The organism is Chromatium okenii (assembly GCF_016583745.1).
Lineage (GTDB): Bacteria > Pseudomonadota > Gammaproteobacteria > Chromatiales > Chromatiaceae > Chromatium > Chromatium okenii.
This window is the reverse complement of sequence record NZ_NRRQ01000002.1, coordinates 65,046-82,183: the sequence shown is the minus strand read 5'-3', so window position 1 is coordinate 82,183 and position 17,138 is coordinate 65,046. Positions and strand designations below refer to the sequence as shown.

The 17,138-nt window shown below is 54.5% G+C and carries 10 protein-coding genes and 1 tRNA gene; 2 read left to right on the top strand and 9 right to left on the bottom strand.

What is annotated here, in order from left to right; genetic code table 11:
* Positions 1 to 48 precede the first annotated feature (48 nt).
* From CKO12_RS01120 to smc, 8 genes are all read right to left on the bottom strand, one after another.
* Positions 49 to 1,866 carry an Lcl domain-containing protein gene (locus CKO12_RS01120; protein WP_200152886.1) on the bottom strand — a complete coding sequence of 606 codons (1,818 nt, stop codon included), beginning with the start codon at positions 1,864 to 1,866 and terminating at the stop codon, positions 49 to 51.
* A 1-nt stretch (position 1,867) separates the two neighbouring features.
* The gene (locus CKO12_RS01115; RefSeq protein ID WP_200152885.1) at positions 1,868 to 3,697 is read right to left on the bottom strand and encodes a dynamin family protein; all 1,830 of its coding nucleotides are present in this window, start codon (positions 3,695 to 3,697) and stop codon (positions 1,868 to 1,870) included.
* Between the two features lie 18 nt (positions 3,698 to 3,715).
* Positions 3,716 to 5,353, bottom strand: coding sequence for a dynamin family protein (locus CKO12_RS01110; RefSeq protein WP_200152884.1), 1,638 nt, complete (start codon positions 5,351 to 5,353; stop codon positions 3,716 to 3,718).
* Between the two features lie 211 nt (positions 5,354 to 5,564).
* Positions 5,565 to 5,640: transfer RNA gene (locus CKO12_RS01105), tRNA-Thr, on the bottom strand.
* A gap of 28 nt (positions 5,641 to 5,668) precedes the next feature.
* Positions 5,669 to 5,929 carry a segregation and condensation protein A gene (locus CKO12_RS01100; protein ID WP_200152883.1) on the bottom strand — a complete coding sequence of 87 codons (261 nt, stop codon included), beginning with the start codon at positions 5,927 to 5,929 and terminating at the stop codon, positions 5,669 to 5,671.
* 34 nt (positions 5,930 to 5,963) lie between these two features.
* Positions 5,964 to 8,003: an NAD-dependent DNA ligase LigA gene (gene ligA / locus CKO12_RS01095; protein ID WP_200152882.1), complete on the bottom strand. Its 2,040-nt coding sequence runs from the start codon at positions 8,001 to 8,003 to the stop codon at positions 5,964 to 5,966.
* A 22-nt stretch (positions 8,004 to 8,025) separates the two neighbouring features.
* Complete coding sequence (gene zipA, locus CKO12_RS01090; protein WP_200152881.1) at positions 8,026 to 8,880, bottom strand: cell division protein ZipA; 855 nt, start codon at positions 8,878 to 8,880, stop codon at positions 8,026 to 8,028.
* Positions 8,881 to 8,954: 74 nt separating this feature from the next.
* Positions 8,955 to 12,557 (bottom strand): chromosome segregation protein SMC, encoded by a 3,603-nt coding sequence (gene smc, locus CKO12_RS01085; protein ID WP_200152880.1) that lies wholly within the window; start codon positions 12,555 to 12,557, stop codon positions 8,955 to 8,957.
* Between the two features lie 211 nt (positions 12,558 to 12,768).
* Between smc and CKO12_RS01080 the strand changes: the two genes are divergently transcribed.
* Together CKO12_RS01080 and lolA are read left to right on the top strand one after the other, a co-directional pair.
* Positions 12,769 to 15,129, top strand: a complete 2,361-nt coding sequence (locus CKO12_RS01080) for a DNA translocase FtsK (protein WP_200152879.1) — start codon at positions 12,769 to 12,771, stop codon at positions 15,127 to 15,129.
* Between the two features lie 109 nt (positions 15,130 to 15,238).
* Entirely contained in the window at positions 15,239 to 15,859 is a 621-nt protein-coding gene (lolA, locus tag CKO12_RS01075) for an outer membrane lipoprotein periplasmic chaperone LolA (RefSeq protein WP_242466142.1), read from the top strand.
* Between the two features lie 89 nt (positions 15,860 to 15,948).
* On the opposite strand, the gene CKO12_RS01070 is transcribed toward lolA, so the two are convergent.
* Positions 15,949 to 16,815, bottom strand: coding sequence for a lectin-like domain-containing protein (locus tag CKO12_RS01070; protein ID WP_200152877.1), 867 nt, complete (start codon positions 16,813 to 16,815; stop codon positions 15,949 to 15,951).
* Between the last annotated feature and the right edge of the window lie 323 nt (positions 16,816 to 17,138).

Genomic DNA, 17,138 nt, shown 5'->3' with positions numbered 1-17,138 from the left:
GACGGCATCAACCCAACCTACGATTGCTAAAGATCAAAAGAATCAAAATCACTGTCCGCTGCGGACGAGGCGAACGTGGTCGTTGCTGTCCCGACCGTTGTGGCCGGCGTAGCCATTGCCGAAATGCACGTACCACGCGTAGTACGAGCCGTTGGCAACCGGAGAACCGGACCAAAACCACGAACTCGGCGTATTCGGAAAGGCTTGTTGGTCAATGGTTGGTGCTTCTTTTTTAATCACCAGTGTTTTTAATTCATCAATTGTCGGTAGCCGCCAATCGCTGTAGCCAGCATGACGATTTTCAGTAGCTGATTTGTGCGCGTTAACCCAGTCGAATTTTCTAGCCTTACCAACACAGGTTTTTCCATCCCAAGTTTGCCCTAAAGCGCAGCGCATCCATTGCAAACCAGTTTGCGTATCTAATACCGTACCATCGCCCAAATCTCGATAGCGTTGTTCAATTGGAGCTACCGTTTCGCGCACAAGACGAGCGTAATTTGTATCATCCATTTTTGCGGTGTCGATACCACCATCATTAAATTCTACATAATACGACTTGTTTTTTGTTGTGAAAACACCTTCATCTCTCTGGGAACTTGACCAAAACCGCGAATTTGGCGTATTCGGAAAAGCCTGCTGATCAATGGTTGGGTTTTGTCCATGAACAACTAGCTTTCCTAATTCAACTCCCGTTGGCAAACGCCAATCGTTATGCCCAGCATGATGAGTGCTGTTTGCGGCTCCTTTTGCACCTTCCCAAGTGAATGTCTTTGCTTCTTCGGTGCAGGTTTTACCGTTCCAAGTTTGCCCTAATGCGCAACGCATCCATTGCAGATTGTTTAGAATATCAATCACAGTACCATCACCTAAATCTTGATAGCGATGATTGATAATAATCGGCGCATTTGATTGCTGTTGCGCGGCAACATCATTAAAAAACCGTTGCAACTCGGCAATTAACGGCTGGCTGCAGCGTTGAAAACGAATCTTCTCTTGCAACGTGCGATATTGATCAAACAGGTAGTGCTGTAAATAATTGCGCAAATCGTAGAAATAGCTGGCATCTAGTTTGGTTTGATTCTTTTCTGCTTGCCCTTCACTTGCCAACTTTGCCGACAGCGGCAACACTACTGCGACATGTGCATTCAATTTATTCTGCGTTGCAGTTAACGCATCGCGCAATTCATCGTATTCTAATGCGTCCACCTGATTCAAAATCACAATCACCGGACTATCGGGATTGGCTTTACGAAACTGCACAATCTGCTCATAATCCAGTTTTTCCGCGCCCTTATTGTGTAACACCCAAATCAACGCATCAGCATTTTTAACCTCTGCCGCACTGGTTGCGCTATCTCGTGCATTATGATCCAAGCCGGGCGTATCAATTAACGTAAAGCGTTCTAAAAACGATTGATTGGGACAGCAGACGGCAATTTGCGCAATAGTTTTATGCTCAGTTTTCATTAACGCATCAATCTGTTGCTGCGCATCCGCTTCATTTTGATAAGACCGCTGTTCAAGCTGTCCATTACAGCGATGAATAACGAGTTCCCGCCGTGTTCCACCTTGCAATAAATTTACGGTGCAAGTGCTGCGCACCGCTTTAGTTGGCATGATGCGTTGATTCACCAACGCATTCAAAAACGTTGATTTACCAGCATTAAAACCACCGGCCACCACCACGCGCATGGGATCATCAAAACTTTTCAACACTGCATCAATGCGATTGAGCAAATCTTGATGCGGTTGCACCGTTGCTAAAATCGTGCGTAGTTGTTCCCGATAGCCATACAGCGGATTGATGTCTAAATGATAACCGTAGGGTTCATTGCGAAAACGCGGATCAATATGATGGTCTGTCATGTTATACCGTGCAAATACGTTGTAATTGTTGAAGAGAATCAGTCAATGCTTGCCGTTGTTTTTCTGCAATCAAGACCTGACGGTTCAGATTGTCTAAACTGATCTCCCGAATGGTGCTTTGCAAATGTTGCCGCTGTTGCGTGGTTTCCCGCCGCAGCGCGTCTAATTGCGACTCAATTTGGGTGTCAGTGTATTGCTCAATACGTTGTGCAATGTCCTTTTGCATTTCTTTGATGAGCTTTTTAATCTGTTCTCTGCATTCAGTACGCTGGCTGCTTAAATGCTTTTTCTTAAACAAGCGAGCGACACTATATGCAGCCACTGCCAAAGCTGTACCACCAGCAATAAAAGGAAGCCCGATGGTTGCTGTCGCTACAACGCCACTACCAAATAACCAATTCCAACCGGCAACTAAAGCGCCGGTCTTAGCTGCAGCAGTCGTTGCTGCCGTCGTCGCTAAAAGCGATTGCAATCCACCATAACCAGCAAGCAAAACACCTGATGCAGTGCCAGTGTGCGCCACATAACCGCCTATTTTCCAGCCACTAATACCAATTCCTGTCAGGCGTTGTTCCCAAACGTCTGTCTCCAATTGCGGGCGACCTTGACGCAGGCGCTTACCGATTTCTTCGCTAATGCGACGCGCCAAAGTACGCACCACTTTATCCACAACTTTCGCCAATTCATCCACCAAATCTTGATAACCTGCTTGTAATTCCTTAGCGGTATCTATTCGACTGAGATCGCGCAAAGTGCGGTCTTGAACACGGTCGCATTCACTACGAAGATGATCAATCGCATCTTCAATCAAACTGTCTTTCATATCATCGAATTGGCTGGCGCGTTGATTCAATTCTTCTTCGAGCCGTTCAATCGCTTGCAAGGCTTTTTTCAACTGCACTTCATCGCCAGATTTTTTAGCCTGATAATCGCTCAAACGGAGTTCAATCTGGCTCTTATTGCTGGTCAATACGCCGCGCAGTTGTTGCCCGTGCTGTTGCAGCAATTCCTTAAACCGATCATTGGCGACGAATTCAATCAACCGCTGCCGCAATTCCGCCAGCCCAGTTCCCATTTTGGCAGAAGTGAGAAAAATGCGCTCTTCAACGCGCACTCCGTGCTCGGCAAAAAAGCCATGAAAACGGCGTCGAAAATCAGCCAATACTTCGGCTTGTTCTTCCTCAGAACGGACATCAGCTTGCGTGAGCACGAAAAAGAGTTTTTTACCAGTCTGAGACAGGTATTTTTCAATTAAAACCTTCTCCGAATCCGTCCCCGCTTGCTGCACATTAGTTAAAAACAGCACCGCCGCAGCGCGTTCCATTTCCCGATACGTCTGCTGAATATAATGCTCCTCGGTATCTTCCGTGCCGATGGTATCCACCAACACCACGCCCTTTTGTAATAATTCAGCATCTGGCCAGCCCAATTCGATTTCTTGATAACGATCTGGGTCATTGCCATACAGCGCGACATATTGATTCAACGCATCTTTAATTGCGTCATCATCTCCGGTCACACAATCAACGCTGCCATCCGCAGCGCCGAGCGTTAAGCGTTTGCTCTCGTGATAGCGGATATACACCGGATGACAAGTCGTAGGTCTATTTTTATACGGCAGGATGTCTGCCTGTAAAAAAGCGCGATTGATGAGCAATGATTTTCCAGCAGAAAAGCGCCCAGCAATCACGATATTGAATTGCTCTTTATCAAAAGCAGCGGCGCGTTCTTTCAATTGACGAATATCATCAACGGAAAACAAATCGTCATCGTCCTGAATCAAGCGTTGATAGAAAGCCAATAACTGCGGTTTACGCTCAAATAAACTCATGGTGCGGCTCCTGATGGGTTAATTGTTGGCGAGCTGCTGATTTGTAATCAGCGCCTCGGCTTTATCTAAACGCAGCTCCCAATCAATATGGGAGGTTTCATTATTCAATGCAACCAACGTCTTTTCCAGTTCTGCCACCAAATTGATTTGATGCAGCGCCTGATCCGTTGCCTTGTCCATCACATCGCGGAAGTAATCGGAAACTTGGTTGAGATAATCTGACAAGGTACGCGCCAGCGTGATCTTAATCGTTTGTCGATGGACGCTGGCAGCTCCATCTTTAATTTTATCAATCACGGTATCGAGAATGCCGGTTTGATCGCCAAAGCGGGTTAAACCGAATTCACGCGCTTTGAGCGCCAAAAAACCCACCAACAGCGTGGGCACACTAAACCATCCAAACACCAATAAACTGCCCATAAACGCCAGCGGCATAATATGCTCGGCACTCACGCGTGACAATGGCGAACTGTAATCAGGTAAATCAAGCTCCAAATTCAGCTCTTTTAATAACTGATTGGAATGCGTTTGACCTTCCTGTACATCGCCCTGCAAACCGCGCATCAATTCATCCAGCTTGGCTTGCATCTGCGGTTCCAGAGTTTTCATTGCGTCCTCAATGCGTTGCTGGAGATAACCTTTTTTCTGCAATTGCTCAACCGAACTGCTATCAATCGCATCATCCAATTGCTGCTCAGTCTGCTCAATCAATTCGCGCAAACTCTGTAACACCGATTGCAAACGCTGCTGGCTGCGGCGACGCAATTCACTTTTCTTCTGGCTTTCTTTACGCCGCGCCTCTTGAATTTCCGTGCGCAATGCGTCGCGCTGTTCAGTAGTCTGATTGAGCATTTGTTGCAATGCCACGCGCTCTAAAGCAACCTGCTGCCGCAATGCGTCGAAAAGCTGGCGTTGATGCCGCTGCCGCCGCTCATCCAATAAAACGCTGCGGCGTTCATCAATATAGGTATAGAGCGCCTGCTTAAAACCTTGAATTGTCACTGCGTCTTTATTGGACAATAGAAAAATCCGATCACTGCCAACATGTGCGCCAATCCGTTGCCGCAAGCTGGCGGAATCGTCGTCATCTTCCAATACGTCGCTGTGCGTTAATACAAAAAACAAATCTTTCAGATTGGCTTTGCTCAATACCGCCCGTTGAATGAAATCAATCTGGGTTTGATTCAACGCCGACACCCGCGCATTCAACACAAACACGATTAAATCGGCGCGTACTGTTTCCGCTTTTGTGCTGGCTTGTTGATCGGTATCATTAAAGCCGGGCGTATCCACAAATACGGTATGCGCCGGCACATCTAATTGTGGCGCTTGGTATTCAATGCGCGATAAATGCTGCAATGATTGTTGTAAAGCCTCAACCGCCGCCGTTCCTTGATACGCGTGAATTGCGCCACGATCATCTTGAACCTTGGCATGAGGAGCAGAATCTGTATTGCGTTGTAATAACACCAGCGTTTTTGTCGCCGGTGTCGCACGTTCTGGCAGCAGCGGTAAACCAAACAGATTATTTAATAAACTGCTCTTGCCAGAATTCCATTCGCCGACGAAGGCGCAGACGAGATCGCCTTGTAACGGTGACATCTCGATATTAAATTGGCGGGCGGTGTCTAACAGCGTGTCATAAGCAGCGGTCATGGTTAAATCCTCAAAAAGTGCGCGTTACAGTGGTATCGTTTTTTAACAACGGACTCATAAGCTGGTTTTTTAAGGTGGTGCGAGCGCCACCTTTTTTTAGCGGCTATTTCAACAGCAGCAATACTAAACTTGCGCAACAATAAAACAACAATAAAAACAGCCGCGCAATAAAAAACGGCTTGCATCGGAATTGATGCAAGCCGTTCAAATGTGGAGCTGACGGTCGGATTTGAACCGACGACCTGCTGATTACAAATCAGCTGCTCTGCCAACTGAGCTACGTCAGCGTTGGGTGCATTTTAACCATCTTGTGCGTTAATCGCTACGTTTTTCGAGCGCACTCAGCGGAATTTCTACCACCTGCGGTTCATCAACGAAATGCGGGCGGTCGGCGCTGTCACCCGCCAGCGCGTGTTCCCGCGCCGCAATCGCTGCCAAACACTGCCGCACCGCCTCCACCGTCGCCGCCGACAGCGGATGCCGCATCCCCGGCTGCGGCGTCACATCGCGGATGATCGCCGCCAGCGTGTGGCGCATCGTCAGCAAAATCTCTTGTTCTGGCGTTAATTCGCTCATCTTGGCATCCGTGATCGGTTAAAAAATATCCCAGCTATTCAGCATCTTGCAGCGCATTCAGCGCCGCTTCAGTCAGAATCTGCACTCCCAATTCCTGCGCCTTGTCCCATTTCGAGCCGGGCGCATCGCCCGCCACCAGATAATTGGTTTTGCGCGACACACTGCCCGTTACCTTCGCCCCCAGCGCCAGCAACTGCGCCTTGATCTCCTCGCGGGGACGCGACAACGTGCCCGTAATCACCACCGTTTTTCCCGCCAACGGGCGCGTGTCCACCGCCTCAGCCGCCGTCTCCAGCGCCAGCGGCTCGGTCTCCGTCCACTGCACGCCCGCCGCCTGCAACTGCGCGATCACTTCTTGATGATGCGGCTGCGCAAAAAACTGAACCACCTGCTCGGCCACCACCGGTCCCGCGCCTTCCACTCGCGCCATCACCTCGGCGGCATCCGCAGCCATCAACCGCGCCAGCCCCCCAAAACTGCTTGCCAACGCCGCCGCCGTCGTCTCGCCCACTTCACGAATGCCGAGCGCAAAAATGAATCGCGCCAACGTCGTCGTCTTACTTTTATCCAGCGCCAGCAACAACTTCGTCGCCGACTGCGCTCCCATCCGCTCCAGTCGCGCCAATTGATCGTGCGTCAACTGAAATAAATCCGCCGGCTGCCGCACCCACTCCAAATCCACCAACTGCTCAATCAGCTTGTCGCCCAGCCCCACGATGTCCAGCGCCCGCCGCGAGGCAAAATGTTTCAACGCCTCTTTGCGCTGCGCCGGGCAATACAGCCCCCCGCTGCATCGCGCCACCACCACGCCTTCCGTGCGCACCACCTCGGAGCCGCACACCGGACAATGACTTGGCAATTCCAACGGTTGCGCCTCCGCCGGGCGCAGCTCCAGCACCACGCTGACCACTTCTGGAATCACATCACCAGCGCGGCGAATACGCACCGTGTCGCCGACGCGCACATCTTTGCGATGCACCTCGTCGAGATTGTGCAGCGTCGCATTGGCGACGACCACGCCCCCGACCGCGACTGGCGTCAAACGCGCCACCGGCGTCACTGCGCCCGTGCGTCCCACCTGAAAATCAATCGCCTCAACCAGCGTCACCGCCTCCTGCGGCGGAAATTTGCGGGCAATCGCCCAGCGCGGATGATGACTAGTCGCCCCGAGCGCCCGCTGCGCCGTAAGCGCATCGAGCTTGAACACCACGCCATCAATGTCGTAATCCAGCGCGTCGCGGCGTTCACCGAGCGCGGCGAAATACGCCCGACAGCCATCAAGCCCTTCGACCACTTGCAATTCTGGTGAAATTGGAACGCCCCACGCCCGCAGTTGTTGCAACAGCGCCGCTTGGCTCGCGCCCGCGTCAATGCTCAACTCGCCCCAGCCGTAACAGCAAAACGCCAGCGGTCGCGTCGCCGTCATCCGCGCATCCAGCTGGCGCAGCGCCCCGGCTGCGGCATTGCGCGGATTGGCAAGCAATTTCTGACCACGATCAGCCAGTTGCGCGTTGACGCGAGCAAAGCTACAGCGCGGCATGTAGACCTCGCCGCGCACTTCCACCACTTGCGGATAACTGTCGCCCAGCAAACGCAGCGGCACACTAGAAATGGTGCGCACGTTGTGCGTGACATCCTCACCGACGCTGCCATCGCCGCGAGTGGCTGCCTGCACCAGCACTCCGTGTTCATAACGAATGCTCACCGCCAAGCCATCCAACTTCGGCTCGGCGGTAAATAACAGCGGCAATTCCGGCGGCAGCGCGGTGGTCAGCTTGGCGACAAAGGCTGCCAATGCGTCATCATCCATCGCGTTATCCAATGAAATCATCGGCACTTGATGGGTGACGGCGAGAAATTCGGCGCTCGGTGCTGCACCGACGCGCTGAGTGGGCGAGTCCGGCGTAATCAGTTCGGGATAGGCGGCTTCTAACGTGTGCAGCTCGCGCAGCAGTTGGTCATAGTCGGCGTCGCTGATTTCGGGGGCGGCGAGAACGTAGTAACACTGATTGTGGTGACGGATGGCGGCGGCGAGCGTGGCAGCGCGTTGGCGCGTCGGAGATGGGATGGTCACTGCGGAGTTACCTCAAAAAAATTTATGCGCTCTTTGCCCACCGCGCTTGATTAGCGAGCACTGCCTTGCGCATTTCGTCCTGCTTTTTGACGGTCAAGGTGCAGCGCATGTCATCCAATACATCGCCGCGCAGCGAGATCGCCAATTTGCGGGCAGTGGCGATCATTTCATCCAAGATCGTCATGTCTTCAGGGCGACCGCGCAGTTGCGCAAACAACACCAGCCCCGGCGTCGTGAATTCGTCCATCGCTTCAAATGGGAAAGTGCCCGGTTTGACCAGATTGGCCATGCTGAAATACACCCGCGTCTCGTCCTCAAATTCATCGAGACAATGAAAAATATCCATTTCACCCGGATGCAGCCCGCACGATTCCGCCACGTCCAGAATTGAAGTGCCACGAAAACTGTGCCCGCGCCCGCTCATCACGCTGACTTGAATCAACAGCGGTTCCAAACGCGGCGGCGCAGGCGTGGTCGGCTCAGAATCCGGCGCAGCGGTGGCAGGAGTGGCGGCTGGTTTCGCAGATGCTGCGCTCGCTTTAGCGGCTTTTGCTGGTTTGGCGGGTTTCGCAGGTGGGGGCGCAGCGGCTGGCGCTGGAGTGCGTCGTCCCGGCTGGCGCTGCTCAGTCACCTCAACCTCTGCCCCAGCACGAGAACGCGGCATCGGTTCCGGGTGGGGCGGCGCAGCACCAGCGGAATTGCGAATGCCGTAAGGTGCGTCCGTTTGCGCGGCGTCATCTTGATCATCATCAACGCCCCAACGGTCATCATCAGCGGAATCAGGGTCTTTACCGCGCTGACGTTCCCACAGATACAGCAGCAGGATCAGCACGGCACCGATGACAATCAGAATGATGCGAATCGTATTAGCGTCCATTCGATATGAGGTAGCCGTTAATTGAGGATTATTGAAATTTCAAAACATTGTATCAATGCAACGTGTGACCGGTATCACACAATCTGGTCGCGCAATTCAGGCGCAGTCGTCAGCGCCACCGCCGTCGCCATATCCACCGCCACCACCCGCGACACGCCCGGCTCGTGCATGGTGACACCAATCAAGTGCTCGGCGACCTCCATCGTCAGCCGATTATGACTGATAAAAATGAGCTGCACCCGCGCTGACAGCGCCTGCACCAATGCGCCAAAACGGGCAACGTTGGCATCATCTAACGGCGCATCAACTTCGTCTAATAAACAAAACGGCGCCGGATTGAGCTGGAAAATCGCAAAGACCAGCGCGATGGCGGTCAATGCCTTTTCACCGCCCGATAACAAATGAATCGTCGCATTCCGTTTGCCCGGCGGACGCGCCAGCACCCGCACTCCCGCTTCCAATAAATCGCCTTCTGTCAATTCTAACTGCGCTTCACCACCGCCAAACAACTGCGGAAATAACTGTTGAAATTCCTGATTGACGCGCTCAAACGTCTCGCGGAACCGGCGGCGGGTGTCGCGGTCAATTTTGCGGATCGCCTGCTCCAACGTCGCCAAAGCTGCCGCAATATCAGCATGTTGCGTATCTAAATAGCCTTTCCGCGCCGCTAATTCTGCGTGTTCTGCCACAGCGGCGAGATTGACCGCGCCCAACCGCTGCAACCGCGCCCGCACTCGCGCCAATGCCCCGCGCCAGCGCCATTCAAACGATAAATCATCCGCTGCCTCCGCACGCGCAGCGGCACTGTCACCAATCAGCACTTCCTCGCCACCTTTGGGCAACGGCGGCGGATGTGCCAGCGCCTGCGTTGCCAACGGCAGCGGCTCAACGCCCATTTCAGCGAGTTGTTCCGCCAATGTCTGCGCCCGCACCTGCCGCTCCTGCTGCACTGACCGCACGCTGTCCACTTGCTGCTGATGTGCCAGCAGAGTTTGCGCGATCTGCAACCGCTCCTCTTCCACCGCCCGCAGCGCCAGCTCCAGCGTTTCCCGTTCCCGCGTCGCCACTTGCAGCGCCTGCACCAGATCAGCTTGCACCACCCGCTGCTGCGCCAGCCGTTCCTGCTGCGCCAGCACCGGCTCCAACTGCGTCGCCTGCGCGGTCAACAGCGCATCATGCCGCGCCAGCAACTGACGCTGTTGCTCTTCCGACCGCGCCACCGTCTGGGTCAGCGCCGCCAGCGCGACGCGGTGTGATTCCAGCGTCACCTGCCATTTTTGCGCACGATCACGGCACTGCTGCTCCAGCGCCCGCGCCTGCGCCAAATCGTCACGGCGCTGATCGCGCTCGTTTAACAAGATGCCGCGTTGCTCCGCGAGCGCCTCCACCTCCGTCAACAGGTCATACAGCCGCTCACGGGTATCAACACTCTCCGCCCGCACATCCGCCAACTGCTGGGTCAATTCCGCCATCTCTGCTGCCAGCGCCGTCAGCCGCTCCTGCTGATGACCGTAGCGAGCGCGTAAATTGCTCAACTGCACCCGCACTCGCGCCTGTTCCTGCGCCAGCAACACCTGCTGCTGTTCCAACGCCGCCCGCGCTTGTTCAGCCGCGATTCGCGCCGCCCGTGCCGCCGTCAATTCCGTCACCAATTGGGCTTCCCACGCCACGCCATCGGCGATCATCTGCCGCAGTGTCGCAATCGCCTCCACTCGCGCCAGCACACCACCGCCCGTCGCAGCGGGTGGCGTTTGCAGCCAATGGCGACCGACCCGCACCCCGTCTGGCGTCACAAAGCATTCACCCGCCGCCAGCGTCGTCCGCTGTTCCAGCGCGGTGGTCACATCCTCGGCGAGCCGCACCCCGTGCCAAAAATCGTTCAATGGCCAATCACTGTGTACCTGCGCAGCCAGCGTGGCGGGTGCAGCGAGCGGACTGCTTGCCGCCTGCGCATCAATCAACGTCAAGCCCGGCGGCAGCGGCGTGCTGGCGCGGCAGTGCGAAGCTAAGGCGGGAGTCGCCACTGCCCGCAGCGCGGCACCCAACACGGTCTCAGTTGCCAATTCCCAGCCGGGCGCGACTTGTAAATGATTGATTAGCTTGGGAGCCTGTGCCAAACCAGCGCCAGCCAGCCAGTCGGCATGAGCGGCGTCGGGCGCAGCGAGCGCGGCATCTTGCAGCGCGGTCAGTGACGCGAGGCGACCTTTTGATTCTTGCAAACCGCCGCGCAAATGATCCAACGCGGTGGTCAGATGTTGCACGGTCGCCTCGTGCGCGGCGAGGTCGTCACTGCGATATGCCAAAGCCGTGACCAGTGCGGCCTGCTGTTCCTCGCAATCCGCCTCGGCAGTCACCAGCGCGGTCATTTCCGCCTCGGCGTCGTCATCGCGTAACCGCTGGTGTTCATCGTGAAGACGGCGCTGGCGTGATTCATCGCGCACCAGTTGCTGTTCGAGCGCGGTGAGGTTGGCGCGAGCAGATTGGGCTTCCGCAGCGGGCGCGGCGGCGGCGTGATTGAATTCATCCCAGTGGGTTTCCCACGCCCGCAGTTGGTCTTCCGCAGCGCCGACGGCGACGCTGGCGGCGGTCAAATCCTGTTCAGCCTGTTGCCACGCGGGTTCAGCGATTGCCAGCGCAGCGGTGAGTTCGGCGTGACGGCGCTGTTCCGCGTCAAGATGGGCGGTGGTTTCCGCGAGCGTGAGGGTTAATTCCTGTAAATCGGCGCGGTGCTGGCGCTGCATATCGTCGGCAAACGCGAGTGCTTGCTCGGTCTGCGCGATCTCGGCGCTGACGGCATAACTTTGGGTTTGCACGGCGGCGATGTGCGCCACTGCCGCTTGATGAGCATGGCGCTGGGCGCTGAGATCGGTTTCCAACTGGTGCTGACGGGCGCTGGCGTCAGTGCCGCTGGCGTTGAGGTTTTCCAATTGCTGCGCGTAGTGCTGCACTTCGCCGCTCAGGGCGTGCCAACGCAGGGCGATGAGTTCCTGTTCCAGCCGCGCTGCGTCAGCTTGCAACTGGGTGAATTGTTCGGCCTGCTGCACTTGGCGTTCGAGATGATGGAGCTGCGTGTTGACCTCGGCGCGGAGATCGTCAAGTCGCGTGAGATTGGCGCGGGTGTGTTCAATGCGGGTTTCCGTTTCACGGCGGCGCTCTTTGTATTTAGAAATGCCGGCGGCTTCTTCCAGAAAAATCCGCAATTCCTCCGGGCGGGCTTCAATGAAGCGCGAGATCATGCCTTGTTCAATGATGGCGTAGGAGCGCGGCCCTAAGCCGGTGCCGAGGAATAACTCTTGAATGTCGCGCCGCCGACAGCGCACGCCGTTGAGGAAATAGTTGGATTGTCCGTCGCGGCTGAGGTGCCGTTTGACGCTGAGTTGCGGGAAGGCGGCATACGCACCGCCGGCGCGGTTGTCGCGGTTATCAAACACCAGTTCAATGCTGGCGCTGGTGAGCGGTTGGCGTCCGCTGCTGCCGTTGAAAATGACATCGGTCATGGCTTCGCCGCGCAGCAGGCGGGCGGAACTTTCGCCCATCACCCAGCGCACGGCGTCAATCACATTGGATTTGCCGCAGCCGTTGGGGCCGACGATGCCAATGAGATTGCTGGGAAAGGTGACGGTGGTGGGATCGACAAAGGATTTGAAGCCCGCCAAACGGATTTTTTCAAGGCGCATAAAGTTCAGTGACCGGGCGACGGGGTGGGAAGTTGGCAGTTATCGGTAACACGGACAACTTAAAAACCTAGCGTTTGAATCAACAACAGTGGCGATTATAGGGTCAATTCCCAGCGCGACACGCGCATCTCCGCACCATGTCGCAAGCGATAAAGTACACGAAAAAAACGCGATAACATTTAGAATATCCCAACATATTTGGGAGGGAACTATGGCGCAGGCAACCCGTTACGGGCAGTTAACATTTAGCGATCACGTCGAAAACGCGCTGCGCGAAGGCGCGATGTGGACGGTGATGTGCGTGGCGGTTTATTTGGCGCTGTCGCTGATGAGTTATTCCCCCACTGATCCGGGCTGGTCGTCTGTCGGCGAAAGCATGGCAGTGTCCAATGCTGGTGGCCCGACCGGCGCGATCTTTGCCGACATCGCCTTTTATCTGGTTGGTTTTTTCGCCCATTTATTGCCATTCATGCTGGCGTGGAGTGCGTGGACAGTGTTTCGTGGACACGGCGAAGAACCGACGCAGCGGGTGTGGTTATTGCTGCTGCGCTGGTTTGGATTCGCCGTCGTCTTGGCTGCTGGCTGCGGCTATTTCTCGCTGCACGTTGGCACCTTCGGCTTAAAACTTCCCAACGGCGCAGGCGGCGGGTTGGGGCTGTTAGTCAGCAGCTTGATGTTGGAACGGTTCAACGCGCCGGGCACCGATGTGCTTCTCACCGGCGCATTAGCCGTCAGCCTGATGTTGTTTTTAGGCTTTTCGCTGCTGCGCTTGATCGACGCATTTGGCTCGATGGTTTTAGACAACGTCGGGCGCGGCTGGTCATTTCTGACGGGTTTATTCTCCAAACGCCCTACCGCAGCGCCAGCACCGGCTCCCGCACCAGCGCCGCCACCCGCCGCCGTAGTCGAAGTGCCGATTGCTGCCGGTTTACCGCCAAACTTGAATCTGCTGAACCCAGCGGAAGCGCCAGCCGCGTCGCCTACCGCGCCACTTTCTGACGTGGCAGCAGCGGCGGCAACGCTAAAAAAAATTGTCACTGCTGGAGCTGCGCTGACGCCTGCGCCGGAACCAGCGCCGCCAGTCGCTGCCGCGCTGCCGCCAGTGAAACCCGGACGCCCAAGTCTGGAACTGTTGAGCGCCAGCCCCGCCACCAAAGTTGAGCTATCCGCCGATCAGATTGAAGAGCTGTCGTGCGCGGTGGAAATGCACTGCGCCGAGTTGGGTGTGACCGTGCGGGTGGTGGCGGTGTATCCGGGACCGGTGGTCACGCTGTTTGAATTGCAACTGCCGCCCGATCTCAAAACGCCCAAATTAGCCGGGTTGATGCCGAAGCTGGCGCTGGCGTTGGGCGTTGTTGGCGTGCGCTTGGTGGAGATGGCACCGGGTAACGCGGTGATTGGCATCGAAATTCCCAATCAACAGCGCGAGCGGATTGGTTTACGGACGCTGTTGGCTGCGCCGGAATATCAGGAAACGCTCGCGCCGTTGGCAGTCGCCATCGGGCAAAACATTGCCGGGCTGCCGGTGGTGCTTGATTTAGCGCGGCAGCCGCATCTGCTGCTGGCGGGCATGACCGGAGCGGGCAAAACCTCTGCGCTCCATGCGTTGTTAATCAGCCTGTTATACAAATCGGGCCCGAAGATGCTGCGCTTGGTGTTGATTGATGTGCAGCAGCGCAGTTTGGTCGCTTACGCCGAGATTCCGCACCTGTTGACGCCGGTGATTGACGCGCCGCTGCCCGCCAGTCGGATGCTGCGCTGGTGCGCGGATGAAATGGAGCGGCGGTTTCGGGTGATGGCGAAGTTGGGCGTGCGCAATCTCATCAGTTACAACCGGATGATCGCCGAGGCGCAGGACGCCGGGGCGCAGATTCTTGATCCGACCGCACCTGACACCACTGCGCCAGAAGCGGTGCCGCGCTTGCACTATTTGCCGTATGTGGTGGTAGTGATTGCGGAGTTGGCGGACGTGTTGGCGGCGACCACTTACACAGTGGCGGTGCTGACGCAGTTGGCACAAAAAGCGCGAGCTGCGGGCATTCACCTCGTGCTGGCAACCGCATCTCCACAGCCGGAGGTGCTGCCAGAACCGCTGTGTCGTCATTTACCGGCACGGCTGGCGCTGCAAGTGAGTTCACGGGCGGAGTCGCGGCTGGTGTTGGAACAAGCTGGCGCTGAAGACCTGCTCGGCGCGGGCGATATGCTGTATCTCGCGCCCAACAGCAACGTCCCGCAGCGCGTTCACGGTGCCTTCGTCAGTGCGGAAGAGGTGGCGCAGGTGACGGCGTTTTTGCGCCAACAAGCTCCCGCTTTACCGCTGTCCGGGGCGCTCGCACTGCCAGATTTGACGCTGGAGCTGGAAACTGCCGCTGCGCTCGATCCGCTGTTTGCGGAAGTGGTGGCGCAAGTGCGCACCACGCAGCGGGCATCGCTGCCGAGTTTGCAGCGCCATTTCAAAATCAGTTATCAGCGGGCGGTGCGGTTGTTGGAAACGCTGGAACAGCGCGGCATCGTCGGTGCTGCCGCCCCGAATGGCAGTCATCGCGTGCTGCCGCCAGCAGAGGATGATTGAGTTGGCGGTTTTTTAGTTGTCGGTGATAACGCTGTTTTTTTACTGACAACCGCCAACTGACAACTTTTATTAAAACACTCAGGATAAAAACACAATGTGGTTGGATTTTTTGCTCCGTAGTATTTACGGAATTGGCGTGCTGCTGGCGCTGGGAATCAATAGTGCGAGTGCTGCGGAAACGAATTTAGTAGAGCGGTATTTAGCGGATTTGAATACGCTCGTCGCAGATTTTGAACAATACACATTTAATGCTGATCGCTCGCAAATGTTAGAAGCGCGAGGCACGTTTTATTTACAGCGTCCGGGGCGCTTTCGCTGGGAATATGCCAGCCCGACTGCGCAAGTGATTATTGCTGATGGCAAGCGCGTTTATGTGCATGATTTAGATTTGCAGCAAATTTCCCATCAAGAACAAAATGAAGCGTTACGCGGCACTCCGGCGCTGTTATTAGCCAATCGTGAACCCATCGCCACGCATTTTGTTGTCAAAGCAATTGCGAGTACGGATGGACGCGATTGGGTGGAATTGACGCCCAAAGATACCGATACCGATATTGTGCGGATTGAATTGGGTTTTGGTGCCGACACGCTGGACAGTCTCATTATGCAAGACAGCTTTGGGCAGGAAACGCGCTTGAATTTCACCAATGCGCGGCGGAATACCACATTAAAAGCGGAGTTATTCAAAATCGAACAACGCGCTGTTGATGATTTTTTCCAGATGGATTAACGCTAAATCCACAAAAAACGGCGGGAATCATTTCACTGATTCCCGCCGTTTTTTATGTCAAGGCAAGCGCAGCGGTTAGTTGTTTTGAATCACGATGCGCGTTGCTCTCTGCGTTTCATCGCGCCAATTCCAACAAAACCTAAACTCAGCAATGCCAAAATGGATGGCTCTGGAACGTCATTAAATGGATCATAAGAAGATGCCAGTTCCCAACTCAGGATGTCGTGATTACCAAAACCACCACCAGTACCAGAAGTAAAACCAAAATAGGTATTTGTAGAGCCAAGAACAGTTGTTAAATCAACGGTGTAACTCAATGTTGAATTTGTTGATCGCGCTGCATTAGCACCTTCCACTAAACGCACTTCTAATAAATCAGTGACACCATTGTAATCAACCCAAGCAGACCAGATGCTCCCATTGTTAATTAGTGTTGAAACGCCCGCTTCTGTAACCGAATTCATATTGCCATTCAAATCGATGCCAACATGATTGCCATCATATTCCTCGTTTTCCGAGTTATGCCAAGTATCGAATTCTACTCCCACGCTAGAACCAAGCGTTTGATAACCAATCCCGCCACCAACAGCGCCAGCAGTATTAGCAACAGTTTGTGCAACAAAAACGATTCCATCAGCACCCTGTGCCCTGTCTAAACCACCATCGAACATACCGCCAGAATTGGAAATGCGAAATTGAAATGCAGTACTAAAAGACGCATCAGCACCTAATGAAATCAGAGCAGTTGAAAACGCTGATCCACTTTTATTAGTAGAAGCGGGAGTTAAACGCAACACGGAACGACCAGCATCATCTGTTGCAATGGTTGTATTGCCATTCAGTTGCAGCCCAGTGCTATTAGAAAAGTTATCAAAATCAATAACCGACGATTGTGCGAACTGGGCGGAAGCAAACAAAGCGGTTGCGCAAAGGATGTGAACATGTTTTGTGACCACTAGAGTGAATCTCCGTGAAATTGAGGAATTGAGTTCAGGCACCACATTTAAGCATAAAACGCGCCAAAATTATTTTTGTTAATAAAAACAATCTTCTAAAAACGCATCAGGTGATTCAAAACTGCTTTTGTAAAAAATTCTGACATAGAAAACAGTCATATTTGCCAAAAATCGACGGCAAAGGCTTTCCTGTTTTGCAAAAATAACTCATTAAATCATCGTCTCAGCGTAAAAAACTATCGGTTAAGACACGACAGTTGACGCGAGATGAGGTGTCAAATTTTCTGACATCAAACCCACAAAAAACGGCGGGAATCATTTCA

Bases quoted from the DNA above. Each gene is read 5' to 3' on its own strand.
- CKO12_RS01120 (WP_200152886.1), bottom strand. From the start codon at position 1,866: ATGACAGACCATCATATTGATCCGCGTTTTCGCAATGAACCCTACGGT.
- CKO12_RS01115 (WP_200152885.1), bottom strand. From the start codon at position 3,697: ATGAGTTTATTTGAGCGTAAACCGCAGTTATTGGCTTTCTATCAACGC.
- CKO12_RS01110 (WP_200152884.1), bottom strand. From the start codon at position 5,353: ATGACCGCTGCTTATGACACGCTGTTAGACACCGCCCGCCAATTTAAT.
- CKO12_RS01100 (WP_200152883.1), bottom strand. From the start codon at position 5,929: ATGAGCGAATTAACGCCAGAACAAGAGATTTTGCTGACGATGCGCCAC.
- zipA (WP_200152881.1), bottom strand. From the start codon at position 8,880: ATGGACGCTAATACGATTCGCATCATTCTGATTGTCATCGGTGCCGTG.
- smc (WP_200152880.1), bottom strand. From the start codon at position 12,557: ATGCGCCTTGAAAAAATCCGTTTGGCGGGCTTCAAATCCTTTGTCGAT.
- CKO12_RS01080 (WP_200152879.1), top strand. From the start codon at position 12,769: ATGGCGCAGGCAACCCGTTACGGGCAGTTAACATTTAGCGATCACGTC.